The 23,424-nt window shown below is 65.5% G+C and carries 20 protein-coding genes; 10 read left to right on the forward strand and 10 right to left on the reverse strand.

Features of this window, described 5'->3' with window-relative positions:
* Positions 1–217: 217 nt before the first annotated feature.
* From J4D28_RS07690 to hflK (J4D28_RS07705), 4 genes are read right to left on the reverse strand one after another with little or no spacing between them, the layout of a single operon-like run.
* A complete protein-coding gene (locus J4D28_RS07690; protein WP_028683619.1) occupies positions 218–2,122 on the reverse strand; it encodes a cation-translocating P-type ATPase in 1,905 nt (634 codons plus the stop codon).
* Positions 2,119–3,177: a protease modulator HflK gene (hflK, locus tag J4D28_RS07695; RefSeq protein WP_038635751.1), complete on the reverse strand. Its 1,059-nt coding sequence runs from the start codon at positions 3,175–3,177 to the stop codon at positions 2,119–2,121. Before hflK (J4D28_RS07695) ends, J4D28_RS07690 begins: the two co-directional genes overlap by 4 nt.
* Positions 3,174–4,217, reverse strand: a complete 1,044-nt coding sequence (gene hflC / locus J4D28_RS07700) for a protease modulator HflC (RefSeq protein ID WP_028683618.1) — start codon at positions 4,215–4,217, stop codon at positions 3,174–3,176. The genes hflK (J4D28_RS07695) and hflC overlap by 4 nt, the downstream gene beginning before the upstream one ends.
* Complete coding sequence (hflK, locus tag J4D28_RS07705) at positions 4,214–6,181, reverse strand: protease modulator HflK (RefSeq protein WP_103330799.1); 1,968 nt, start codon at positions 6,179–6,181, stop codon at positions 4,214–4,216. Before hflK (J4D28_RS07705) ends, hflC begins: the two co-directional genes overlap by 4 nt.
* A gap of 240 nt (positions 6,182–6,421) precedes the next feature.
* On the opposite strand from hflK (J4D28_RS07705), the gene J4D28_RS07710 reads away from it, so the two are divergent.
* The 7 genes from J4D28_RS07710 (at position 6,422) to lpdA (ending at position 13,832) form a co-directional block, all read left to right on the forward strand.
* A complete protein-coding gene (locus tag J4D28_RS07710) occupies positions 6,422–7,075 on the forward strand; it encodes a CDP-alcohol phosphatidyltransferase family protein (protein ID WP_041987965.1) in 654 nt (217 codons plus the stop codon).
* Between the two features lie 10 nt (positions 7,076–7,085).
* Positions 7,086–8,843, forward strand: coding sequence for a bifunctional alpha/beta hydrolase/class I SAM-dependent methyltransferase (locus J4D28_RS07715; protein WP_009051659.1), 1,758 nt, complete (start codon positions 7,086–7,088; stop codon positions 8,841–8,843).
* Complete coding sequence (locus J4D28_RS07720) at positions 8,843–10,186, forward strand: phosphatase PAP2/dual specificity phosphatase family protein (protein ID WP_103330806.1); 1,344 nt, start codon at positions 8,843–8,845, stop codon at positions 10,184–10,186. Before J4D28_RS07715 ends, J4D28_RS07720 begins: the two co-directional genes overlap by 1 nt.
* Positions 10,176–10,631: a hypothetical protein gene (locus J4D28_RS07725; RefSeq protein WP_038635742.1), complete on the forward strand. Its 456-nt coding sequence runs from the start codon at positions 10,176–10,178 to the stop codon at positions 10,629–10,631. The genes J4D28_RS07720 and J4D28_RS07725 overlap by 11 nt, the downstream gene beginning before the upstream one ends.
* 9 nt (positions 10,632–10,640) lie before the next feature.
* Positions 10,641–11,264 (forward strand): 1-acyl-sn-glycerol-3-phosphate acyltransferase, encoded by a 624-nt coding sequence (locus tag J4D28_RS07730; protein ID WP_009051662.1) that lies wholly within the window; start codon positions 10,641–10,643, stop codon positions 11,262–11,264.
* Position 11,265: 1 nt separating this feature from the next.
* Positions 11,266–12,198, forward strand: a complete 933-nt coding sequence (locus J4D28_RS07735) for a phosphatidate cytidylyltransferase (protein ID WP_009051663.1) — start codon at positions 11,266–11,268, stop codon at positions 12,196–12,198.
* 233 nt (positions 12,199–12,431) lie between these two features.
* Entirely contained in the window at positions 12,432–13,832 is a 1,401-nt protein-coding gene (gene lpdA / locus J4D28_RS07740; RefSeq protein ID WP_016703974.1) for a dihydrolipoyl dehydrogenase, read from the forward strand.
* 115 nt (positions 13,833–13,947) lie between these two features.
* Here lpdA and J4D28_RS07745 read toward each other — a convergent pair whose 3' ends face one another.
* The gene (locus J4D28_RS07745) at positions 13,948–14,421 is read right to left on the reverse strand and encodes an Lrp/AsnC family transcriptional regulator (RefSeq protein ID WP_009051665.1); all 474 of its coding nucleotides are present in this window, start codon (positions 14,419–14,421) and stop codon (positions 13,948–13,950) included.
* A 145-nt stretch (positions 14,422–14,566) separates the two neighbouring features.
* On the opposite strand from J4D28_RS07745, the gene J4D28_RS07750 reads away from it, so the two are divergent.
* Complete coding sequence (locus J4D28_RS07750; RefSeq protein WP_028683611.1) at positions 14,567–15,193, forward strand: LysE family translocator; 627 nt, start codon at positions 14,567–14,569, stop codon at positions 15,191–15,193.
* A gap of 157 nt (positions 15,194–15,350) precedes the next feature.
* Here the strand turns inward: J4D28_RS07750 and J4D28_RS07755 are convergent, their stop codons facing one another.
* From J4D28_RS07755 to J4D28_RS07775, 5 genes are read right to left on the reverse strand one after another with little or no spacing between them, the layout of a single operon-like run.
* The gene (locus J4D28_RS07755) at positions 15,351–16,175 is read right to left on the reverse strand and encodes a bifunctional 2-polyprenyl-6-hydroxyphenol methylase/3-demethylubiquinol 3-O-methyltransferase UbiG (RefSeq protein ID WP_009051667.1); all 825 of its coding nucleotides are present in this window, start codon (positions 16,173–16,175) and stop codon (positions 15,351–15,353) included.
* On the reverse strand, positions 16,169–17,326 hold the full coding sequence (locus J4D28_RS07760) for an acyltransferase (protein ID WP_103330798.1): 1,158 nt from the start codon (positions 17,324–17,326) through the stop codon (positions 16,169–16,171). Before J4D28_RS07760 ends, J4D28_RS07755 begins: the two co-directional genes overlap by 7 nt.
* Positions 17,323–18,213 (reverse strand): methyltransferase domain-containing protein, encoded by an 891-nt coding sequence (locus J4D28_RS07765; RefSeq protein ID WP_371920914.1) that lies wholly within the window; start codon positions 18,211–18,213, stop codon positions 17,323–17,325. The genes J4D28_RS07760 and J4D28_RS07765 overlap by 4 nt, the downstream gene beginning before the upstream one ends.
* A complete protein-coding gene (locus J4D28_RS07770; protein WP_103330797.1) occupies positions 18,210–19,514 on the reverse strand; it encodes a glycosyltransferase in 1,305 nt (434 codons plus the stop codon). The genes J4D28_RS07765 and J4D28_RS07770 overlap by 4 nt, the downstream gene beginning before the upstream one ends.
* Positions 19,514–21,112, reverse strand: coding sequence for a glycosyltransferase (locus J4D28_RS07775; RefSeq protein ID WP_103330796.1), 1,599 nt, complete (start codon positions 21,110–21,112; stop codon positions 19,514–19,516). Before J4D28_RS07775 ends, J4D28_RS07770 begins: the two co-directional genes overlap by 1 nt.
* A gap of 432 nt (positions 21,113–21,544) precedes the next feature.
* On the opposite strand from J4D28_RS07775, the gene J4D28_RS07780 reads away from it, so the two are divergent.
* Entirely contained in the window at positions 21,545–22,456 is a 912-nt protein-coding gene (locus J4D28_RS07780; protein ID WP_009051672.1) for a GDP-mannose 4,6-dehydratase, read from the forward strand.
* Positions 22,453–23,424, forward strand: coding sequence for a GDP-mannose 4,6-dehydratase (gene gmd / locus J4D28_RS07785; protein WP_007924592.1), 972 nt, complete (start codon positions 22,453–22,455; stop codon positions 23,422–23,424). Before J4D28_RS07780 ends, gmd begins: the two co-directional genes overlap by 4 nt.

Here is a 23,424-nt window from a genome sequence, read left to right on the forward strand (position 1 = left end):
CCTGGTGAACAGCCAGCCGACCGTCCCGGGGGCTGGGCCCTCTTCACAGATGACCGCCAGGCGGGCCCACAGTTCGACCTGGTTTCAAGTCTAGCTGCAGACGCTCATACCCGCGCTTCACACCCCGGCCCTCCTCTCTATATATAGAAGCAGCCGGTCGCGGCTCGAGGGGCAACAGCCACAAGCGGCGCTCCCTCAGCGCCGCCATTTTCCGCCTCTACAACTTGAGCAACGGCTCCTGGAAACGCAACAAACGCCCGGCGTTGCCCAGCACCAGCAAGGTGCTGAGGTTATGCAGCACCGCCGCAATCATCGCCCCCGCCGCGCCGAGCCAGCCGAACGCGGCGAAGGCGACGATGGCCAGGGTCCAGCCCAGGCCGATGATCACATTGACTTGCAGGGTCTGGCGGCACTGGCGGCTCAGGCGCACACAGGTGCCAAGGCGCCGCAGGTCGCTGCCGATCAGCACGATATCGGCCGAGGCCAGGGCAATGTCCGCCCCGCCCGCGCCCATGGCCACACCGACCACGCCAGCCTTGAGCGCCAGGGAATCGTTGATCCCGTCGCCCACCACCATCGGCCGGAAACCGCTGTCGATTTCCCCCAGCACGCGTTTGAGTTTGTCTTCCGGCAGCGCCTGGGCTTCGACATCGCCGATGCCGACATCCCGCGCCAGGCTGTCGGCCACGCTTTGGCGGTCGCCGGTCAGCAACAGCTGGCGACCCAGGCCCAGTTCACGCAACTCGTCGAGGGCAAAACGCGCCTCCGGCTTGACGCTGTCGGCCAGCAACAGCCAGGCGAGAAATTCACCGTTCAACGCCAGCCCGGCAATCGGTCCGTCATGCTCCGGTACCGCGGTAGTAGCGATGCCGAGTTGACTGAACAACTCGGGACGCCCCAGGGCCGCTTCGCCCTGTTCGGTCTGCGCCACCACGCCGAGGCCCTGGCGCTCGCGAATATCCGACAACACCAGGAAATGCTCCTGGGCCACCAACCCGGCCAGCGCGCGGCTGACCGGGTGGCTGCTGGCCGAACCGAGGCTGGCCGCCAGGTTCAACAAGGCCTGGCGATCTTCCCGCGGGCTGTCGATGGATTGCAGGCGCAAGGTGCCGAACGTCAGGGTGCCGGTCTTGTCCACTACCAGCGAGGTCAGGTCCGCCAGCTCTTCGAGGAACGCCGAGCTGCGAATCAGGATGCCGTGACGCGCTGCCACGGCGATCCCGGCAATCGCCGTGGCCGGCGCGGACAGCACCAGGGCGCAGGGACAGGCCGCCACCAGCACCGCGAGCATCGCCTGGGCATCGTTGGTGATGAACCAGGTCACCGCTGCCAGCAGCAACACCAGCACCATGTAGCTGCCGGCGTAACGTTCGAGCAACCGGGTGATCGGCGGCTTGGAGCGCTCGGCGCTTTGCATCAGCGCAATGACCTTGCCCAGGGTCGATTCGTGGCCGGTGCGGGTCACTTCCAGGCGCAGCAGGCCGTCGAGATTGATCGCCCCGCCGAACACCTGCATACCGACATCGGCCTCCAACGGCACCGACTCGCCAGTGATCGGCGCAGTGTCGAGGCTGGCTTGCCCGGACAGCACCAGGCCATCGGCGGGCACCCGGTCACCGGCGCGCACTTCGACGATATCGCCGGCCTTGAGCGTGGCGTTGTCCACCTCGCCAATGCTGCCGTCGGCCTGCACCAGGCGCGCATGGCTGCGGGTCAAACGGCCCAGGGCATGAATGGCTTCCTGGGAACCGATGACGCTGCGCTCTTCCAGCACATGGCCGAAGATCATGATGATCGGCAACAGCGCCGCGGTCAGCAGGTCGCCGGTGGCCCAGGCGCCGAGCATGGCCAGGGCGATCAACTGGTCGGTAATGCCGTGCAAGCTCGGGTAACGCAGGCTGTACCAGGCCGAACGCATCACCGGCAGCGCCACCAGCAACGAGGCAAAACCCAGCAGCAACTGGCTGACGCCGGTCTGTTCCGGGGCCAGCCAGCGCCAGACCAGGCCCAGGCCGAGCAGCCCCAAGGCCAGCATGGCCAGGGTCAGCTGGCGCGCGGCGCTGCGTTGTTCGGCGGAAGTCAGCATGCTCGCCGGCGCGGCGGCATGGGTGTGGGCAGTCATGGTTGGGCTCCCTGAATGATCAGGCGGGAATCGTCTTGGGGATTGACCGTGGTCACCGAGCCGGCCTGACCGAGAATCTTCGGCAGGCGTTCGCGGTAGATGCGCAGGAGCATTTCCGGGTCGGTGCCATTGCGTTGCGCCTGGGCCAGGCTCTGGATGGTCGCGGTGTCGGCCTGGGCCTTGGCCAGGCGTTCACCGGCCTGGGCGTGCGCCACCTGCAAGGTACGGTCGGCCTGTTCGTTGGCGGTTTGCGTGAGCTTTTCGGCGTCGGTGCGGGCGTTGGCCACCGCCTTGTCGGCTTGCTGGCTGGCGGTCAGCACCGCGTTGAAGGCGCTGACCGCCGGCCCCGGCAAACTGGACTGGACGTCGACCCGGGTCACCTCGATGCCGATCCCCTGCCCGGTCGCCGCCAGATCCGCCAGCCGTTGGTTGATACCTTGCACCAGATCGCCACGCAACCGTTCGCGACGCTCGGCGGCCTGATTGTCGGCCCCGATCAGTTCCGGACGCGCCACCAATATCGTGTCGAGATCGCGGGCGGCGGTCAGGGCCAGGGCACTGCGGGTCACCAGCCGATCCAGCGCCGGCAACACATGTTCGCCCTGCAACACGAAGGCATAGGGCTCGGTGACCTTGTAGAACACCCGCACATCCAGCTGCACCACCCCGGCGTCGCCGGTCAGCAGATAACCGGAACCGGCCAGGGCATCGCTCAGCGGTACGGCGAAACTCGCCACCTTGTCACCCTTTAGGGCCGCATCGGAACGCAGCAGGCTTTCCACCCGGCGCTCGATCACCCGGTCCGCGGCGGGCAACAGCACCACCTGTTCGAACGGCTGCGGCCAGGCCAGCAACAAACCGGCGTTCTGGATCCGGTCCAGGGCGCCGAAATGCAGGACCACCGCGCGGTTCTGTGGATCGATCTGCCGCACATTGGAAAACGCCCAGGCCAGTGCCGCCAGCACGGTCACCGCATACAGGGCGAGAAACGCCAGGCGACCGGCCTGAATCCACGGGCTGCCAAGTTCAGATGTTCCACGTGGAACCAAACTCATGGTTGCGACCCGGCGGCTTTATTACCGAGGGTCGGCGGCCCGTCCACCAGCACCCGGAACGGCGCGGCATCGGTGCGCAGAATCAGCTTGGTGCCTGGGGTCACCACAGTGCCCAAGGTGTCCAGCGAGCGCAGCAGGTTGTACAGCTGCGGCGAACCGGCATAAGCGCGGCCATAAATCTCCGCCGCCTGCACTCGGGATTGCGCTTCGATATCCGCGGCTTTCACCGTGGCGTCGGCCTGGACGATGCGCGCATCGCGCTCGGCGGCGGAACGGATTTGCGCCGCTTCGCGCTTACCGATGGCCGTGCGCTCAGTGGCGATGGTTTCACGCTCGGCGCGCATGCGGTCGACGGTGGCGGTCAGAGTCACCGAGGGCAGGGTCAGGCGTTCCACGCCGACTTGCAGCACGCGCACGCCATAGGTACTCAGCAATTGCTGTTCGATCTGTTTGCGCAACTGGGCTTCGAAGTCGGCGATGCGCACCTTGCTCGCATCGGTGTTCACCAGATTGGCCAGGTCGAAACTGCTGGCGGTGGTTTCCAGGGCCGAGCCGACAAAGGTACGGATCTGCCGCGCCGCTTCGTCCGGCTGGTTCTGCACCGCGCGCATAAAGCGCTTCACGTTGTCCGGGTCGCCCTGCACCTGCCACGCCACATAGGCCTGGACGATGATGCGCAGACCGTCGCGGGTGCCGACATCCTGCAAACCGCTGGACGTGGTGCGCAGGCGCAGGTCCACTGGGATCGCCGCCTCGAACGGTGCCGGCCAGCGCCAGCCGAGGCCAGGCTCCAGCAGCACGCGCGCCGGGTTGCCGAAACGGGTGATCACCGTGGCTTCGCCGGAACGCACTTGCACCAGGCTCGCCGCAGCGACGGCGAACAGCACCAGCAACAGCGCCCAGGCCATGCGCCGCCAGGGAAAGGGCCCCGCCTCTTCCGGCGCGCCGTGGTGATGATGGTGCCCGTGGTGGTGATGACCACCGTGGCCGTGATCGTGGCCGGCGTGATCCTGATGATCGTGGGAATGGGACTGGCTCAATGGACGGCTCCTGGCTGAGCGGTGTTACCCGGCACCGAAGGCTCGGTTGGCAAAGTGAATGTACGCAGGTCGAGGGTCGGTGCGTTGGCGCCGCCCAGGCGATGATCGAGTACCAGCAACTTGGCGTTGCGCAGGCCCTGGCTCAGCTGGCTCAAATACTGCTCCAGCACGAATGCCTGGCCGGCGCTGGCATAGGCCTTTTGCTCGGCGGAGAAACGCAGGTCGGCCGCTTGCGCCGTGGCCTGCACTTCATGGGCGGTGGCTGTGGCCTGGTCGCGGGCAATGCTGGCCTGCAACTGCGCCTGGTTGGTCTGCTCGCTGGCCGCGCCGCGCTCGCGGGAAATCAGCGCCTGGGCGCCGATCTGCGCGGCCTGGACACCGTGATAGGCATTGGCGGCGCCCGCCGGCGGGTGAATGGCTTCGACCACGGTGGCGAGAATCTCCACCCCGCTGTCGAGCTTCTCCAGGTCGGCCTGCACCGCGCGGCCGATATCCTCGGCCAGGTTGGTACGGTCTTCGCCCAACAGGCCATCGAGGGTGCGCGAGGCAAAGTCGTGGACCAGGATGCGACTGGCGGTGCTGCGGATCAGCATCGGAATGTCGGCGCTGTTGTAGGTCGCCGCCAGCGCCGCCTGATCGCTCAGGCCGATACGATAGACGAAGCGCACATCCATGTTGACGATCTGGAAGCTCTGTTTGTCGGCACTGCCGCTGGCGATCACCTGGGACTTGTCGTTCACGTGGCTGGCGTCCCACAAGCGGTTGGCCACCAGTGGCGGCGGCCCTTCGGCGGATGCCGGTTCGACTACGGTAGGCGCCTCGCCGACGCTGGTGGCCAGTTCATGCACCACGCCGTTCTCCACACTCAGCACCCGCCCCAGCGGCCAGGGCAGACCCGCGTGCAAACCCGGGCCAAAGACCGCCACCGGCTTGCCGAAACGTTCGTAGATACCTCGCCCCTGCAACGGCACTTCATGCAGGCCGGTGAGCAGCCAGCCCACCCCGAGCACCACCAGCAGTACCGGCAGGAACGCCCGGCGCATATAAGTGAAGGCCCAGATCTGCCGCAGGTCGATGCCGAAGCGGTTGTGCAGTTCGTGCTGCAAGGCCAGCAAGGGCTGCGGCGGCCAGCGCAACAAATCGGCAATCACGCTGTGGGCCAACATGCGCGGTTCCAGTTGCGCGCGACGCGGGCTGAACAACGACAGCACCGCGCGCAGCAGGAACTCCAGGGTCACCAGCGCCGGCAATACCCCGATCAGTGCGCCCAGACGCACCGGCCAGAGCGCCGTATCGCTGCTGAACAACAGGCACAGCGCCGCCAGCACCAGGCTGATGATCGCCACTCGCGCCAACTGCGCCAGCGCCGCGGCCTCCGGCCATTCGCCGGGATGTTCCTGGCTCAATTGGCGCTCGAACACCAGCAAGCCGAAGGCCAGCAACAGCGCCAGCACCGCACCGACATTGCCTGCCAGGCCCAGGGCTGCGGCGGGCAGGCTCAGGTTCCACGCCTGCTCGATGACCAACAGCACCAGCAAGGCCCAGCCACCCAGCCACAAGGTCGGCGCGCCGATCTGCGCCAGCAGCCCGGACCAACGCTGGCTGATGCCGTCCAGCAAGCGTTCGTACCAGCCGTCATCGGGCAAGGGTTCGTCCACAACCGGCTCCGGGCTCGGCGCCACATCCGGCGCGCGCAACACACCCGCGCGCCAGGCACTGACCCAGCCCGCCGCCTGCAGGCCGCCGACCAGCACCAGCAAAGCCGCCGCCAGATTGACCAGCAACGCCGGCCACAAGGATTGCGGGGCAAACAGGTCAACGAAAAACGCCAGCACCAGCCCTACCCCGGCCAGCCCCGCCAGCCCGATGCCCCAACGCTTCAGACGGCGCTCATGAAAGGCCGCCCGCTGAAACCTCGGCAAGGCTTCGACCCCCGCCCCTTCAGTCTCAAGATCGACTTGCATACCACCCCAACGCTAATCATTAACCCGTTCCGGCCTGTGGATAACCCTTCGGCAGGCCGCTGTATTTGTCACAAATCGTTACGATATAACGATAGTAGTGAAATTTTCGTCGCTTACCTATGCCTTTATTTGCCATGAGCGCGTCACAAAGCCGGGGAAAACCGCTGCTGCGCTGATGCCAGCCCGCGAGATCTGTGGCCATAATCCGTGGCCCACTTTGTGACAAGGAAACGTCCAGCCATGCTCTCCATCTACCAACTCAAACCGCGCTTCCAGAACCTGCTGCGGCCTTGGGTCCAGCGCCTGTACGACAACGGCACCACGGCCAACCAGATCACCGTGCTGGCGGGGGTGATTTCGGTGCTGGTGGGGGCCCTGATCGGCAGTTTCGCCAACCACCTCTGGCTGTTCATCCTGATCCCGCTGTGGATGATCCTGCGCATGGCGCTGAACGCCATCGACGGCATGCTGGCCCGGGAATTCGGCCAGCAATCGCGCCTGGGCGCCTATCTCAATGAATTGTGCGACGTGATTGCCGACAGCGCGCTGATCCTGCCTTTCGCGCTGATTGCCGGCGTCAGCCTGCCGCTGGTCCTGCTGGTGACGCTGCTGGCGCTGTTCAGCGAATACGCCGGCGTGCTGGGGCCGATGATCGGCGCCTCGCGTCGCTACGACGGCCCCATGGGCAAGAGCGACCGGGCGTTCGTACTCGGCGTGCTGGCCACCGGCATCGCCCTGGGCTGGCTCAGCGCCGCCTGGATCAATGGCCTGCTGGCGGTGGTCGCCGCGTTGTTGGTCTACACCTTGATCAACCGGGTTCGCCAGGGCCTGCTCGAAGCACGACAGCAAGACGTGCCGCAACAAGAAATGCAGCAAAACGCCCCCTCAGAATAAGGAAGTTGCCATGCGCGAAGCTCTCCACCAGACCTTCACCACTCACGACGGCGTCGAGCTGTTCTACCGCCACTGGCCGGCCACCGCCGCCCCCGCGGACGGCCCGCGCCAGGCCGTGCTGCTGTTCCACCGCGGCCACGAACACTCCGCGCGCATCGCCCATCTGGTGGACGAACTGGACCTGCCGGCCTTCGATTTCTTCGCCTGGGACGCCCGCGGCCATGGCCAGTCGCCCGGCGCCCGGGGCGACAGCCCGAGCTTCGCCACCAGCGTGCGCGACGTGCAGACCTTCTGCGATCACCTGCGGGCCAGCCACGGCATCGACGAAGAACACATGGCCGTGGTGGCCCAGAGCGTCGGCGCGGTGATCGCATCCACCTGGGTCCATGACTACGCACCGCGCATCCGCGCCCTGGTGCTGGCGTCGCCGGCGTTCAAGGTCAAGCTCTACGTGCCTTTCGCCCGCCCGGGCCTGGCGCTGATGCGGCGGTTTCGCGGCAACTTTTTCGTCAATAGCTACGTCAAGGCGCGCTTCCTCAGCCACGACCCGGCGCGGGTGGCCTCCTATGACAGCGATCCGCTGATCACCAAGGCGATCTCGGTGAACGTGCTGCTCGGCCTGTACGAAGCCGCCGAGCGGGTGGTGGCCGACGCCCAGGCGATCCAGGTGCCGACCCAGTTGCTGATCTCCGGCGCCGACTTCGTCGTCCATCGCCGACCCCAGGAGCAGTTCTTCGAGCGCCTGGGCAGCCTGCACAAGGAAAAACACATCCTGCCGGGCTTCTTCCACGACACCCTCGGCGAGAAGGCCCGGGCCCCGGCCGTCGCCAGCGCCCGGCGGTTCATCCTGCAGAACTTCGCACGACCGCTGAACCGCCCTTCCCTGCTCGACGCCGACCGCCTGGGCCTGACCTGCGCCGAGTCCGAGGCACTGGCGGCACCGCTGCCGCATAACTCCCTGCGCGACCTCTACTGGCGCCTGACCCGCGCCAGCATGCGCCTGGGCAGCCAGCTCTCGGCCGGGGTCAAGCTGGGCTTCGACACCGGTTTCGACTCCGGCAGCACCCTGGACTACGTGTACCGCAACCAGGCGACCGGCACTTCGGCCCTGGGCCGGATGATCGACCGCAACTACCTGGACTCCATCGGCTGGCGCGGCATTCGCCAACGCAAGCTGCATGTGGAAGAACTGCTGCGCCTGGCCATGGAGAAATTGCGCGCCCAGCAGCGCGAAGTGCGCATCGTCGACATCGCCGCCGGCCACGGGCGCTACATTCTCGAAGCCTTGCAGGGCGTCAGCCCGCTGCCGGAATCGATCCTGCTGCGCGACTACAGCGACATCAACGTGCGCGACGGCAGCGCGCTGATCGCCGAGAAAGGCCTGGGCCAGATCGCCCGCTTCGTCAAGGCCGACGCCTTCGACCGCGACGACCTCGCGGCCCTGGAGCCCAAGCCGACGCTGGCGGTGGTGTCCGGCCTGTACGAACTGTTCGCCGACAACCAGATGGTCAGCGACTCCCTGGCGGGCCTGGCCGCCGCCGTGGAGCCTGGCGGCTATCTGGTCTATACCGGGCAACCCTGGCATCCGCAGTTGGAGCTGATCGCCCGCGCCCTGACCAGCCACCGCGCGGGGCAGGCCTGGGTCATGCGTCGCCGGACCCAGGCCGAGATGGACCAACTGGTGGAGGCCGCGGGATTCCGCCGGATCACCCTGCGCGTCGACCAGTGGGGCATTTTCAGCGTGTCGCTGGCGCAGCGGGTGCAATGATGACGGTCGCCGCGACATACACCCGTGAGCCCGGCCTGCTGAAACCCGCGGTGCTCTGGCTGTTGCTGCTGGCGCCGCTGTTTTTCGGCACCTACGGCTTCGCCACCTGGGTCACCTCGCAACGGGCCGAGGTCGGCAGCCTGGTGTTCGACTGGGAGCGGCAGATGCCGTTCTGGGCCTGGAGCATCGTGCCCTACTGGTCGATCGACCTGCTGTACGGCTTTTCCCTGCTGCTGCCCACCAGCCGCGAAGAACTCAAGCGCCACGCCTTGCGCCTGTTGACCGCGCAAGTCATCGCGGTCAGCTGCTTCCTGCTCTGGCCGTTGCGCTTCACCTTCCAGCGCCCGGGGCTGGATGGCCTGTTCGGCTGGCTGTTCGACGTGCTGGCCGGCTTTGACAAGCCGTTCAACCAGGCGCCGTCGCTGCACATCGCGCTGCTGGTGGTGCTGTGGGTCTGCTATGCGCGGCATGTCCAGGGCATCTGGCGCTGGCTGGTGCACGGCTGGTTCGCGCTGATCGGCGTATCGGTGCTGACCACTTATCAACACCACTTTATCGACCTGCCCACAGGCGCCCTGGCCGGTTGGCTGTGCGTCTGGCTGTGGCCGCTGGACCGTCCCGGCATGCTGCAGAACCTGCGCCTGGCTCGCGATCGCCAGCGCTGGCGCCTGGCGTTGCGTTATGCCCTGGGCGCACTGCTGTTTGCCGTGCCGGCCCTGGCCTTCGCCGGAACCTGGCTGTGGCTGCTGTGGCCCGCCGTGGCCCTGCTGCTGGTGGCGCTGAACTACGGATTGTTCGACGCCAAGGGTTTCCAGAAAGGCGCGGACGGCCGCCTGGGCAGCGCCACGCGCTGGCTGCTGGCGCCTTACCTGGCGGCGGCCTGGGTCAATTCCCGGCTGTGGACCCGCAAGCATCCACAGCCCGACGAGGTTGTGGATAACGTCTGGCTGGGGCGCATCCCGACCCCGGGCGAGCTGCAGGACAGCCCGTTCAGCGCGGTGGTCGACCTGTGCGCCGAGCTGTCCATGGACGGTCGCCACCTGGCCTATCGCTGCGTGCCGGTGCTCGACCTGACTGCGCCCACCCCCTTGCAATGCCGCGAGGCCGCGCAAGCCATCGAAAGCCTGCGTGAGCACGCGCCGCTGCTGGTCTGCTGCGCCTTGGGTTACTCGCGTAGCGCCACCGCCGTGGCCGCCTGGCTGTTGTACACAGGCCGCGCCGCCAACGTCGATGCGGCCATCGTGCAGATCCGTCGCGCGCGCCCGCAGATCGTCCTGCAACCCGCGCACCGCCGGGCCCTGGAGCCTTTATCCACAGCCCAGGGGAAGGTGCATGGCCACTGATATGGAACTGCATGCGGTGGCGAGCCTGTTGCGCCGCGGGCATTCGCTGGACCTGTTATCCACAGGCCTGACACTGCTCGGCGCCCTGCTTGGCCTCGGCCAGTGGTTGCTCGGCGCGTCCGCCCCCTGGGCCATTGCCCTGAGCGTCGCCCTGCTGCTCCTGGGAGTGCTGCAAAAGTACTGGGCGCTGCGGGTGGCCTTCGATGCCGAGTTGTTCCAGCGAGTGGCGGACAGCCCGCTGCCGCTGGCCGAACGCAGCGCCGCGCTGGACCAGGCGCTGAGCGCCCTCGGCCTGCAACCGGCGACCGCCGGCGGCCGCCCGTGGCAACAACGCAGCCGCGGCGCCCTCAACCTGTTGCGTCGCCAGGCCTGGCTGCTGGCGGCGCAAATACTGCTGACACTGGGCTTCATCCTGGCCAGCCCCTGGCTGGCCATCGCCGGATAAGGAATTCTCATGCTCGAACCCCTGGTCGCCACCCTCATCACCTCCGCCGCCCGCACCATCACCGGGGCGCGCAGCCTGTGGCTCGGTTGCGGGCCGCAGGCGGTGCAACGTATCTACTTCGCCAACCACAGCAGCCACGGCGACTTCGTGCTGCTCTGGGCCTCGCTGCCGCCCGCGCTGCGCAAGGTGACGCGGCCAGTGGCCGGCGCCGATTACTGGCAGACCCGCCCGCTGCGCCGCTACATCATCAACCGCGTGTTCAACGGCGTGCTGATCGACCGCGAGCGCAAGGAGCCTGTGGATAACCCCTTGCAGCCGATGCTCGACGCCCTGGCCAACGGCGATTCGCTGATCATCTTCCCCGAAGGCACGCGCAACCTGGAGGAGGAAGGCCTGCTGCCGTTCAAGAGCGGTATCTACCACCTGGCGAAAAGTTACCCACAGGCCCAGGTGATTCCGGTGTGGATCGCCAACCTCAACCGCGTGATGCCCAAGGGCCGCTTCCTGCCCCTGCCGCTGTTGTGCACCACCAGCTTCGGCGCGCCGCTGTCCCTGGAGGACGGCGAAAGCAAAGAGCAATTCCTCGAACGCAGCCGCGCAGCGCTGCTGGCCATGGCCCCGGAGCATTCTTGAGATGGATAGGCAAACCCTGATGTTGTTCGGCGGGATCGGCGCGGTACTGGTGCTGGCCTCGCTGATCGGTTTTCTGCTCAAGCTGCGCACCCGTGGCGCGCCGAGCTCGGTGATCGACAACCTCAACGCGCGCATCAACGCCTGGTGGGTGATGGTGCTGGTGATCGGCGTCGCCTTCTGGCTCGGCACCAGCGCGGTGATCCTGCTGTTCTACGCCGTGTCCTTCTACGCCCTGCGCGAGTTCCTGACCCTGATGCCGACCCGGCGCAGCGACTACCCGGCGCTGGTGGCGGCGTTCTACCTGGCCCTGCCCGTGCAATACCTGCTGATCTACTTCGACTGGTACGGGCTGTTCTCGATCTTCATCCCGGTCTATGTGTTCCTGCTGCTGCCGATCCTCGCGTCCCTGGGCGGCGACAGCACGCACTTCCTGGAGCGTGCCTCCAAGGTCCAGTGGGGGCTGATGATCGCGGTGTTCTGCGTGTCGTTCGTGCCGGCGCTGCTGACTCTGGATATCGCCGGCTACGAAGGGCGCAACCTGCTGCTGATCGCCTACCTGGTGATCGTGGTGCAGATGTCGGATGTGTTGCAGTACGTCTGTGGAAAACTCTTCGGCAAACGCAAGATCGCCCCACGGCTGTCGCCGTCCAAGACCGTGGAAGGTTTTGTCGGCGGCATCCTGCTGGCCTCGCTGATCGGCGGCGCGCTGTGGTGGATCACCCCGTTCACTATCTGGCAGTCGTTCCTGATCGCCCTGCTGATCAACCTGCTGGGCTTTGCCGGCGGCATCGTCATGTCGGCGATCAAGCGCGACCGCGGGGTAAAGGACTGGGGCCACATGATCGAAGGCCACGGCGGCATGCTCGATCGCCTGGACTCGGTGTGTTTCGCCGCGCCGATCTTCTTCCACCTCGTGCGCTACTGGTGGACCTGAACACCCCGCCCCTCTTCTTCTGTAGGAGCGAAGCTTGCTCGTGATGCGGCCAACGCGATTCAACGGCAGGACCGCGTCGATGCCATCGCGAGCAATCGAGCGTCGACCGGCTGCTCCTACAAGGAATGTGAATACCGCTTCTTGACCGCCTAGCCTTCGCACGCTCATATTACGGTCATAATTTTTTGCTCGACTACCTTTAAACCCTTCTTTGCGATTGCAGGAGAACAGCCATGAGCAGCTACGACGTCGTCATCCTCGGTGGGGGTCCCGGTGGCTACAACGCCGCCATTCGCGCTGGCCAGCTGGGGCTCAAGGCCGCCTGTGTCGAAGGCCGCGCCACCCTCGGCGGTACTTGCCTGAACGTCGGCTGCATGCCGTCCAAGGCCTTGCTGCATGCCTCGGAGCTGTATGACGCGGCCATGGGCAAGGAATTCGCCGAACTGGGCATCGAGGTCAAGCCCAGCCTCAACCTGGCCCAGATGATGAAGCAGAAGGATGACAGCGTGGCGGGCCTGACCAAGGGCATCGAGTTCCTGTTCCGCAAGAACAAGGTCGACTGGATCAAGGGCTGGGGCCATATCGACGGCCCGGGCCAGGTCACGGTGACCGACAGCGCTGGCGGCAAGACCCGGTTGCAGGCCAAGGACATCGTGATCGCCACCGGCTCCGAGCCGACGCCATTGCCCGGGGTGGAGATCGACAACCGGCGCATCCTCGACTCCACCGGCGCGCTGTCCCTCAGCGAAGTGCCCCGGCACCTGGTGGTGATTGGCGCCGGGGTGATCGGCCTGGAGCTGGGCTCGGTCTGGCGGCGCCTGGGGGCCCAGGTGACGGTGGTCGAGTACCTGGACCGCATCTGCCCCGGCGTCGATGGCGAAGCCGGCAAGACCCTGCAACGGGCCCTGGGCAAACAGGGGATCGCCTTCAAGCTCGGCACCAAGGTCACTAGCGCCAGCACCTCGGCCAACGGCGTGCAGTTGAGCATCGAGCCGGCGGCGGGCGGCACGGCGCAGCTGCTGGAAGCCGACTACGTGCTGGTGGCCATCGGACGCCGGCCTTATACCCAGGGCCTGGGACTGGAGAACGTCGGCCTGAGCACCGACTCGCGCGGCATGCTTGCCAACCGCCAGCACCGCACCGAGGCCCCTGGCGTGTGGGTGATTGGCGACGTCACCTCCGGGCCGATGCTTGCCCACAAGGCCGAGGACGAGGCCATGGCCTGTATCGAACAGATTGTCGGCAAGGCCGGTGAAGTGAACTACAACCTGATCCCCAGTGTGATCTACACCAAACCGGAGCTGGCCAGCGTCGGCAAGACCGAAGAGCAGCTCAAGGCCGAGGGCCGGGCCTACAAGGCCGGCAAGTTCCCTTTCACGGCCAACAGCCGGGCCAAGATCAACCATGAGACCGAAGGTTTCGCCAAGGTCCTGGCGGACGCGCAGACCGATGAAATCCTCGGCGTGCATTTAGTAGGACCGAGCGTCAGCGAAATGATCGGCGAATACTGCGTGGCCATGGAGTTTTCCGCCTCGGCCGAAGATATCGCCCTGACCTGCCACCCGCACCCGACCCGCTCCGAGGCGTTGCGCCAGGCGGCGATGGATGTCGAGGGGATGGCGACGCAGATGTAGAGCCTGTAGCCGCTGCCGCAGGCTGCGATAAGGCCGCAGGCCTTCAGCGATCTTCAGATCCTGCGCGCCCTTCGGTCGCGATCGCAGCCTTCGGCAGCGGCTACAGATGATCGCGTCAGGCCGGTAGATGCCCCAGCGGCAGCGCCCCCGGAGTCTTCACCGTGTGGATCGCGAAGTTGCTGCGGATATCGCTGACGCCCGGCAGTTTCAGCAGGCTGCCGGTGAGAAAGCGGTCGTAGGCGCGCAGGTCCGGCACCACCACCTGCAGCAGAAAGTCCGACTCGCCGGACACCAGGAACGCCGAAAGCACCTCCGGCAGCGCCGTCACCGCCTTGTGGAAGGCTTCGGAATGCTCGTCGGTGTGCCGCTCGACCTTGACCCCGACGAACACCGTCAGCCCCAGGCCCACTTCATCGCGATCGAGGTTGGCCTGGTAGCCGCGAATCACCCCGGCTTCTTCCAGCATCCGTACCCGGCGCAGGCAGGGTGAGGGCGACAGGCCGATCTCCTCCGCCAGTTGCACGTTGCTCAGGCGGCCGTCGCGCTGCAGGGCGGCGAGAATCTTGCGGTCGTAGGCGTCCAGTTTCATTTTTGGCATTTTCCGATAGTCACTCCATGTCCAGACGGAAGATTATGCCAATTTCCGCCCTCATGCTGGCTGACTACGCAAGCACCTGCCCTGCCCTTCGGCCCTAGACTTTGCCTACCGAATCGACAACGAAAGGGGTGGCAAGGTGGCACAACTCTGGATGTTTTTCCTGGCGCTGGCGGTGGTCTATCTGCTGCCCGGCCCCGACATGATCCTGCTGCTGCAAACCGGCGCCCGCCAGGGCAAGGGCCTGGCGCTGGCCACCGCGGCAGGCCTGGCAATCGCCCGGGGCTGCCATGTGGCGCTGGCGGCATTGGGCCTGGCCGCCCTGTTCAAGGCCGCGCCCTGGACCTTCGAAGTGGTACGCCTGGGCGGGGCCGCCTACCTGCTGTGGCTTGGCGTGCAGTGCCTGCGGGCCAACCTGCTGCCCAGCCTGCAAAACGGCGAAGCCGCGAGCGCATTGCGCTGGCGCGAAGCGATCCGCCGCGGCCTGCTGACCAACCTGCTCAACCCCAAGGCGCTGCTGTTCTGCTCGGTGTTGCTGCCACAGTTCATCGACCCGCAGGCCGGACCCGTGGCCGCGCAGTTCGCCAGTCTCGGCCTGCTGCTGGTGCTGGTGGGGTTGCTGTTCGACAGCGCCTACGCCCTGGCCGGCGCCTGGATCGGCCGCTGGCTGGCGCACAACCGCGCCGCCCAGCGGGTCCAGCAATGGCTGTTCGGCAGCCTGCTGATCGGCTTTGCCCTGCGCCTGACCTTCGTGCAACAGGCCTGAAGCAGACCCTGTAGCCGCTGCCGCAGGCTGCGATAAGGCCGCAGGCCTTCAGCGATCTTTTGGCCTTGCGCGCCCTTCGGTCGCGATCGCAGCCTCCGGCAGCGGCTACAAAAGCCTGCGTCCTGCCTCATTCAAGCGGGCAAAAGCCCGCGCCGGTTCAGGCCGGCTTGCGGGCAATGATGACCTGGCTCTTGGCGACCACAGCGTCCAGCGCGTGCTTGATCTGTACGCCACGCGGCGAGTTGAGGATGGTCTGCCAGGTGCTGGCCCACTGGTCGAGCAATGGGTGGTCGGGGTTGCTGAATTCGACCTTGGCTTCCCAGAACAGCAGCATCCACATCGACCAGTAGAAGCCGTACTGGCTATGGCTGAGCACCTCCAGCCCGGCGTCGCCGACCATCCGCTTGAACTGCTCTTCGCTGATGATGCGGATATGGTTGGGCTTCTGGAAATACTCGGGCGCGGCGATGTCCTTTTGCAGGTCCTCGGAGCTCGGGTGCGGCACGCTCAACAGGTACAGCGCGCCTGGCTGGCCGACCCGCACCAGCTCGGAGAGAAACTGCGCCGGGTCGTCCACATGCTCGATGACCTCGGTGGACACCACACGGCTGGCGGTACCGTCGGCGATCGGCAACGGATTGCAGTCGGTGACATGGCATTCGACGCCGCGGGCCGGCGTATCGCTCAGGCGCTGGCGCGTCGCCTCGACCTTGGCCGCATCGATGTCGGCAATGATGATCTTCGCCCCGCGCATCGCGCAGTAATGCACGTTACCGCCATCACCACAGCCGACATCCAGCAGGGTGTCCTCGGCCGTCACCGGAAAGCCGGTGAACAACTCGCCGTTTTCCTGGTTGAACCAGCCGCTGAGCATGGCGTCCTGCAGGCCCAGCATGTACGGATCGACCTTGGCCGGCGGCGGGGTCTCGGGCGTCACGGCCGCAGGAGCGCTCGCCGTGAGTTTTTTCAGAAGGCTCAGCATGAAGTGACTCCAGTGGAAGGAACGGGAGAGCGGGCTGCCCCCAGGCGCTGCACCAGCTCGGCGCCCCGATTGCGCAGGGGCAACTCGATGACACGGTAGTTGAGTTCGCTCAGCAACAGCAGCAGGCCCGCGGCGCAGGCCATTGCCAGCAGCGGCTGCTCGTTCAGCCCGGTCGTGCCCAGGGGCGCCAGGCGGAACCAGGCTTCGCGGACCAGCAGAAACACCGGGACATGGATCAGGTAGATCCCGTAGGAACGGCTGCCGACCCAGGCCAACAGACTTTTCAGCAGGCCGCGGGGCAACAGGTAGTCACGGTTGTAGGAAGCGATCCATACCAACAGCGCGCAGAGCACCGCCAGGGCGCCAACCCGGTAACGGGTGACATTAAAACCATCGGTGGCCAACCAGCCCAGGCCCAGGCACGACAGGATCAACAGCAGCGGGCCGAGCCCCGGATACCGTCCCAGCCACTTTGGCTCCCAGTGCCGGTAGCTGCCGCGGGCCGTCCACAGCGCCAGCAATACGCCGAGGGCCATGGCGTCGGTCCGGATGACCATCAGCAGCGCCGAGCGCAGGGTCAGAACTTGCACGAGCACCAGCGCCAGCAACACCCAGGCCAGGTACTTGCGGCACACCAGCACCAGCAGCGGCAGCAACAGGTAGAACTGCTCCTCCAGCGACAGGCTCCAGTAGACAAAACTGGCGCCGTACTCATAGTGGAAAAAGCTGTCGGCGAAGCGAAAATTGGCAAACTGCAACAGGCCGGCAACCGTGGCCCACAGGTTGGCGTGCAGGCTGCCGAAGGCCCCCGAACGATTGAGAAACAGGCTCGCCAGCAACATCAGCAGCAGCCACAACCAGGCCGAGGGCAACAAGCGGAAGGCGCGGCGAATCCAGAAATCGCGGGTCCGTTGCCAGAACTGCGCGGCGCTGGTGCAGGCACGCAGCTGCGGGACCAGGCTGCGGGCGATGACAAAGCCGGAGATGGCGAAGAACAGGTCCACGCCCCACCAGAACTGGCCGTAGGCCGCAACGCTGCCCAGCCAGGCGAGCCCATCGCGAAACAGACTGCCTTGCAGATGATGGAACACCACGCCCAGCACCGCGATGCCCCGCAGCAGCTCGATGTCCATGATCCGCTTGTCGTTCAAGACGGCTCAGCCGCTGCGCCGGACAGCGGCTTGCGGGCGATGATGACCTGGCTTTTCGGCATGAAGCCATCCAGCACCTGCTTGATCGCCAGCCCGTCGGGTTGCGCCAGCAGTTCTTCCCAGGTCCGTGCCCAGCCTTCCATCAGCGCCGGGTACGGCGCCTGGATGCGGTCGCGCACGGCGCCCGGCGGCTCGCGTCCGGCGGCCCGTTCGCTGGCCCAGAAGAAGATCATGCCCATGACCCAGAAAAAGCCCGTGGCCTGCCGGTGTTCGATGACCAGCCCGGCGTCCTCGATCATCTGGCCAAAGCCCTCGCGGGAAAAAATCTGCACATGGTTCGGCGCGCGGTAATAGCCGGGCGGCGCGATGCCCTTCTGCAAATGCTCGCCCACCGGGTCCGGAACGCTGATCAGGTACTGCGCGCCAGGGCGGCCCATGCGCACCAGCTCGGCGAGAAACGGCTCGGGCTGTTCGATGTGTTCCAGCACTTCCATGCACACCACTTTGCTGGCGCAGCCCTGGGCCAGCGGCAACGGCAGGCTGTTGCTGACCAGCCCCAGGGCGGGCACGTCCGATTGCTCGGCGACTTGCCGGGCCAGCTCGCGCACCTTGTCGAACTCGCTGTCGGTGAAAATCACCGAGGCGCCCTGGCGCATGGCGAACAGCGTCGCCACGCCTTCGCCACAGCCGACATCGAGCAGGGTGTCTTCAGCGCTGATGGCAAAGCCCTTGAGCAACTCGCCGGTTTCAGAGCGGAACCAGCCATCGAGCAGGGCGTCGCGCAAGCCGCAATCGCGGGGAGAAACTGCGGGCCTGGGCGGTTCGGCCAGCAGCGGCGCAGGCAACGGCGCGCCCCTGCGCAAACGCCGCAGAAACGCCCGCATCACCCAGGAAACCCAGGAGCAGCAGGCGCCTTGCGTCGCTCCAGCACCTGCCGGAAAAACTCACCCAGGCGCTGTTCGGCCGTGGCCTGGCTACAGAAACGCCGCAGGCTTTCGATCGCATGGGTCGACATCCGTGCATAACGATCCGGGTCCTGCAGGGCGACGTCGTAGCTGGCGCGATAGGCCGAGCACAGCGAATCCCAGTTGGTGATATAGCGCAGGGTCCGATAGGCGGCCCGCGGATCGTGGGGCCAGGCGGTCAGCTCGTCGGTGGAGTCGACGATGAAGGTGTTGTCGTGGTCGATGTAGTCGGCCATCGCGGTGTTGCACGGCGCCACCGCCGGCTTGCCGCAGGACATGAACTCCATCAGCGGCAGGCACTGCCCTTCGCCGAACGAGGAATTCACCACATAGCAGGTGGCCTCCACCAGCCGCTCGTAGTCCGGGTCGGACAGGAAGCCGTGGATCAGCACGATACGGCACTGGTAGGACTGGTTCTTGTAGAGGTGGTGCAGCATGTCGGCCAGCGCGTTGCCGATATCGTGGTGGGTCAGTTTCAGCACCAGGGTGGCGTCGGCACAGTCGCGAAAGGTGGTGCAGAACGCGCTGATCATGTCCTGCCAGTTCTTGCGCCCGTCATAGGGGTTGAACACCGAGGTGTAGACCACCCCGTCGAGCAGCAGTTGGCAATCGCGGGCCTGGGTATCGAGCACCAGCGGCGTGCCTTCGCGCAGCGTGCTCGGACCGTAGGCGTTCAGGTCCAAGGTGCGGCTGTCGAGCAACAGACCATGCAGATTGAGGGTCACCCGGGACGCCCGCGCCTGCTTGCCCAGTTGCTCGCCACGGCGGGCGAAGCGATCCCAGACCGGGGCCGGGATCGCACAGATCGGATAGTCCTCGCCCATCACATCGCGCACCGCTCGCACGGTAAAGCTGGAGTGGGTGATTGCCGCGCCCGCGGTGCCCAGGACCAGCCGCCAGTCATGCCGCGGCTCGCCCTGCCAGCTTTCAGTGGGAATGGTGCTGAACTCCCAGGCGAACACCGGGATGGTCGGGCAGGCGTAATGGTTGGGCGTGCGATGGGGCGGCGAGAACGACAGGAAAATGCACGCCTCGCCGCGGCTCTGGCAGTCGAAATACAGGCGGTCCACCAACTCGTCGGGGTTGCTGACCTCCAACACCTGGCCCAGCCGCTCCAGCACCGGCCGGAACTCCTTGAGCACGAAGTAGTAGCTGTATTCAGGGCGGCCGAGGTTCTGCTGGATATTGCTCTTGTTGGTTTCCGAATGGATGAGGATCAGCATCAGGCGTTACCCGCCACAGCCAGGGAGGACGCGCCGTCAGCCTCGGTCAGCGGGGTCAGGGCGAAGAAGTCCCGCAGGCGCCCCTGCACGCTGGCGAAGCTGCTGTACTCCTGCATGCGCCGGGCCGCGGCCTGGGACATCGACTGGTAGCCCACGGGGTTTTCCTTGGCCATGCGGTAGCTGTCCTGGTAGGCGGTTTTCAACGAGCCCCAGTCCGGGCGGTGGCGCAGGGTGCGAAACAGGATGCGCGAGTCCTGCGGCCAGATCGCCGGCTCCTGGCTGGACTTGACGACGAAGGCCACCTCTTCGTCGATGTAATCCAGCATGGCCGTATGCAGCGGCGCGATCACCGGTTTGCCACAGGCCATGAACTCCATCAGCGGCAGGCACAGGCCTTCGCAGCGCGAGGCGTTGACGTAGAAACTGGCCGCGCCGTACAGCCGGGCGAATTGCTCGTCGTCCAGATAACCGTGCATGGCCACCACCCGACAGCTGAACGGAGACAGCTGCGACAGCAGGGTCAGCATTTCGACGTAGTAGGTCGACAGGTCGTTCTGGGTCATCTTCAACACCAGGGTGGCGTCTTCGGTGTCGCGCATCGCCCAGCAGAACGCGGTGATCAACTGATGCCAGTTCTTGCGGCCGTCGTCAGGGTTGAACACGCTGACATAGACCACGCCATCGACCTGGAACTCCACCTGCTGGTCGGTGGCCGGGAGGATGGCCTGGGGATGTTCTGGCTCAGGCGCAGGTGACGCTGGCACAACGTGCTCCGGGCCTGGCTTGGCCATCAGCGCCCGCAGGCGTTCGGGGACCCGGTCACGCAACCCCTCGCGGTAGCATTCACGAATGTAGTGCTTGCTGATGAACAACGGCCGGCGCCATTCGCCGCCGGCCAGCGCCCGATACCATTCGCGCAGATAGTGCTTGGCGATGAACAGCCGGCGTCTGGCGGTCAGCGGTGGGGCTTCGACGATTTCGGCCTCGACTTCGACTGGAGCAGGAGACGGTGGCACTTCTTCCAGTACCGGCGCGATCAGGCCATCGGCGGAAAGCCCCAGCGCCCGGCTGTCGATGATGCAGCCCTTGATTTGCAAGGTAGTGCCGGCGTTGACCGGCACGTTGGGGTATTGCCCGCGGACGCCGTCGAAGCGCTCCCACAACGGGGTAGGCAGCACCAGCACCGGAAAATGCTCACCCAGCACCCGACGCACCGCCCGGGCCGTATGGCTGGACAAGGTGATCACCCGGCCATGGCGGCCAAGGGTGCGGCTCCAGTCCTGGTGCGGGTCGTTATCCCAGTATTCGTGGGGGATCGAGTCGAACTCCCAGGCCACCACGCACAGGGTCGGGCAGTCCAGGTCGGCCGGGGTTTTCTGGGGTGGGGTGAACGAAAGAAACAGGCTGTCTTCGCCCTTGAGCCGCAGCTCGTGATACAGCCGATCGACCTCGGCGGGCGTCTGCACCACATGAACGCGCCCAAGGCTTTCCAGCACCGGGCGATAGGCCTTGAGCACGAAGTAATAGCTGTATTCCGGACGCCCGAGGCTCTGGCTGATGGAGCCGTCGTTCACATCCGAATAAAGAATGAAATTCATGGCATCTCACGATGAAGCCGCCATCCTGGCACCTTCACACAATGACGGTAGAGCCATGGCACCACGCCGGTGTTGGTGGGTGTGCATCCATCGTTCTCATGCCCGTCTACGTTCTTGTTCTATTGGTCAGTTTTGCATGGCGCCGAGACAGCCATCCTGATCGTTTTGGGGTCGAGACAAGGGGCATTCTAAACACATCCGTTTAAGATTCGGGAACCTCCCAACAAGATTTTTCCTATGCTGGAAAACGAGAACTTACCGGTCACGGTAGGACTTATTGAAATTCCAACGCAATTGGCACAGATTGACCGCCAAACAACTACAACAAGCTTCGTCAATAGAAAGGCCCTGGGAAATAGCAGAGTTTTCGTATTTCTCACACGAATTATGTGTCCAAATATTGCCGAAGCCTCCGTCTAAAGAGGCTGCTGCTTGAAAAAGCGTCTGTTTGTAACGGGCCTGAATGGATTCGTGGGACGTCATCTACGCTCCCGCCTGGGCGCTGCCGATTCAGGCTGGGAACTGTTGCCCGCGCCGCCCTTCGACCTGACCCAACCGCAAAGCCTGCAAGACCTGTGGCCCGAGTTGCCGGATGCGGTGATTCACCTGGCTGGCCAGACCTTCGTCCCCGAAGCCTTCCGCGATCCTGCCCGGACCTTGCAGATCAACCTGCTGGGCACCCTCAACCTGTTGCAAGCCCTGAAAGCTCGCGGCTTCAGCGGCACCTTCCTGTACGTCAGCTCCGGCGACGTCTACGGCCAGGTCAGCGAAAACGACTTGCCCATCGACGAGCGCCAGCCGCCCTCCCCACGCAATCCTTATGCGGTGAGCAAGGCCTCGACCGAACTCCTGTGCCTGCAGTGGGGCATGAGCGAAGGCTGGCCCGTGATGGTGGCCAGGCCGTTCAACCATATCGGTACCGGTCAGCTGGACAGCTTCGCCGTCGCCAGCGCCGCGCGCCAGATCGCCCGGATCAAGCACGGCCTGCAGGCACCGCGGCTGGAGGTCGGCGATATCGACGTCACCCGCGATTTCCTCGATGTCGCTGACGTGGTGAACGCTTACCTGGCCCTGTTGCGCAGTGGCGTGCCGGGCCAGGTCTACAACATCTGCTCCGGCCAGGAGCACAGCATCCGCAGCCTGATCCAGCAGTTGGCGGACATCGCTCAGGTCGAAATGGAACTGGTTCAAGACCCCGCCCGTCTGCGACGGGCAGAACAGCGTCGTGTCTGTGGCAGTCACGCCAGGCTGCAAGCCGTCACCGGATGGACGCCCGAAACCACAATAAAACAATCCCTGCGGGCGATCCTGTCCGACTGGGAGTCACGGGTACGACAAGAATGACAAAAAGTGCACTGATCACAGGGATCACCGGGCAGGACGGCGCCTATCTGGCCAAGTTGCTGCTGGACAAGGGCTATCAGGTTCACGGACTGGTGGCGCGACGCAGCAGCGACTCGCGCTGGCGCTTGCGTGAGATGGGCATCGAGGGCGAGATCCGCTACCTGGATGGCGACATGGCCGACGCCTGCTCCGTGCAACGGGCGGTGATCAAGGCGGCGCCCGACGAACTCTACAACCTGGCGGCGCAAAGCTTTGTCGCCGCTTCCTGGGACCAGCCGGTGACCACCGGCATCGTCGACGGGCTGGGCGTGACCCACCTGCTCGAGGCGATCCGCCAGTTCAGCCCGCACACCCGCTTCTACCAGGCCTCCACCAGCGAAATGTTCGGCCTGATCCAGGCCGAGCAGCAGGACGAAAATACCCCGTTCTACCCGCGCAGCCCCTACGGCGTGGCCAAGCTCTACGGGCACTGGATCACCGTGAACTACCGCGAGAGCTTCGGCCTGCATGCCAGCAGCGGCATCCTGTTCAACCACGAATCGCCCCTGCGCGGCATCGAGTTCGTGACCCGCAAGGTCACCGACGCCGCCGCCCGGATCAAACAGGGCAAGCAGCAGGAGCTGCGCCTGGGCAACATCGACGCCAAGCGCGACTGGGGATTCGCCGGCGACTATGTCGAAGCCATGTGGCTGATGCTGCAACAAGGCAAGGCCGATGATTACGTGGTAGCCACCGGCGTCACCACCACCGTGCGCGAGATGTGCCAGATCGCCTTCGAACACGTCGGCCTGAACTACCGTGACTACGTGAAAATCGACCCGGCGTTCTTCCGCCCCGCGGAAGTCGACGTGCTGTTGGGCAACCCGGCCAAGGCCCAACGGGTACTCGGCTGGAAACCCAAGACCCATCTGGAAACCCTGATCCGCATGATGATGGATGCGGACATGAAACGCGTCGCCAAGGAGTAA

This window comes from Pseudomonas sp. GW531-T4 (genome assembly GCF_017349615.1).
Classification (GTDB): Bacteria; Pseudomonadota; Gammaproteobacteria; order Pseudomonadales; family Pseudomonadaceae; genus Aquipseudomonas; species Aquipseudomonas chlororaphis_I.

What these genes read in the sequence shown, in the direction of transcription:
- J4D28_RS07690 (WP_028683619.1), bottom strand. Translation starts at nt 2,122, where the DNA reads ATGACTGCCCACACCCATGCCGCCGCGCCGGCGAGCATGCTGACTTCC.
- hflK (WP_038635751.1), bottom strand. Translation starts at nt 3,177, where the DNA reads ATGAGTTTGGTTCCACGTGGAACATCTGAACTTGGCAGCCCGTGGATT.
- hflK (WP_103330799.1), bottom strand. Translation starts at nt 6,181, where the DNA reads ATGCAAGTCGATCTTGAGACTGAAGGGGCGGGGGTCGAAGCCTTGCCG.
- J4D28_RS07710 (WP_041987965.1), top strand. Translation starts at nt 6,422, where the DNA reads ATGCTCTCCATCTACCAACTCAAACCGCGCTTCCAGAACCTGCTGCGG.
- J4D28_RS07715 (WP_009051659.1), top strand. Translation starts at nt 7,086, where the DNA reads ATGCGCGAAGCTCTCCACCAGACCTTCACCACTCACGACGGCGTCGAG.
- J4D28_RS07720 (WP_103330806.1), top strand. Translation starts at nt 8,843, where the DNA reads ATGACGGTCGCCGCGACATACACCCGTGAGCCCGGCCTGCTGAAACCC.
- J4D28_RS07725 (WP_038635742.1), top strand. Translation starts at nt 10,176, where the DNA reads ATGGCCACTGATATGGAACTGCATGCGGTGGCGAGCCTGTTGCGCCGC.
- J4D28_RS07730 (WP_009051662.1), top strand. Translation starts at nt 10,641, where the DNA reads ATGCTCGAACCCCTGGTCGCCACCCTCATCACCTCCGCCGCCCGCACC.
- J4D28_RS07735 (WP_009051663.1), top strand. Translation starts at nt 11,266, where the DNA reads ATGGATAGGCAAACCCTGATGTTGTTCGGCGGGATCGGCGCGGTACTG.
- lpdA (WP_016703974.1), top strand. Translation starts at nt 12,432, where the DNA reads ATGAGCAGCTACGACGTCGTCATCCTCGGTGGGGGTCCCGGTGGCTAC.
- J4D28_RS07745 (WP_009051665.1), bottom strand. Translation starts at nt 14,421, where the DNA reads ATGAAACTGGACGCCTACGACCGCAAGATTCTCGCCGCCCTGCAGCGC.
- J4D28_RS07755 (WP_009051667.1), bottom strand. Translation starts at nt 16,175, where the DNA reads ATGCTGAGCCTTCTGAAAAAACTCACGGCGAGCGCTCCTGCGGCCGTG.
- J4D28_RS07770 (WP_103330797.1), bottom strand. Translation starts at nt 19,514, where the DNA reads ATGCTGATCCTCATCCATTCGGAAACCAACAAGAGCAATATCCAGCAG.
- J4D28_RS07775 (WP_103330796.1), bottom strand. Translation starts at nt 21,112, where the DNA reads ATGAATTTCATTCTTTATTCGGATGTGAACGACGGCTCCATCAGCCAG.
- gmd (WP_007924592.1), top strand. Translation starts at nt 22,453, where the DNA reads ATGACAAAAAGTGCACTGATCACAGGGATCACCGGGCAGGACGGCGCC.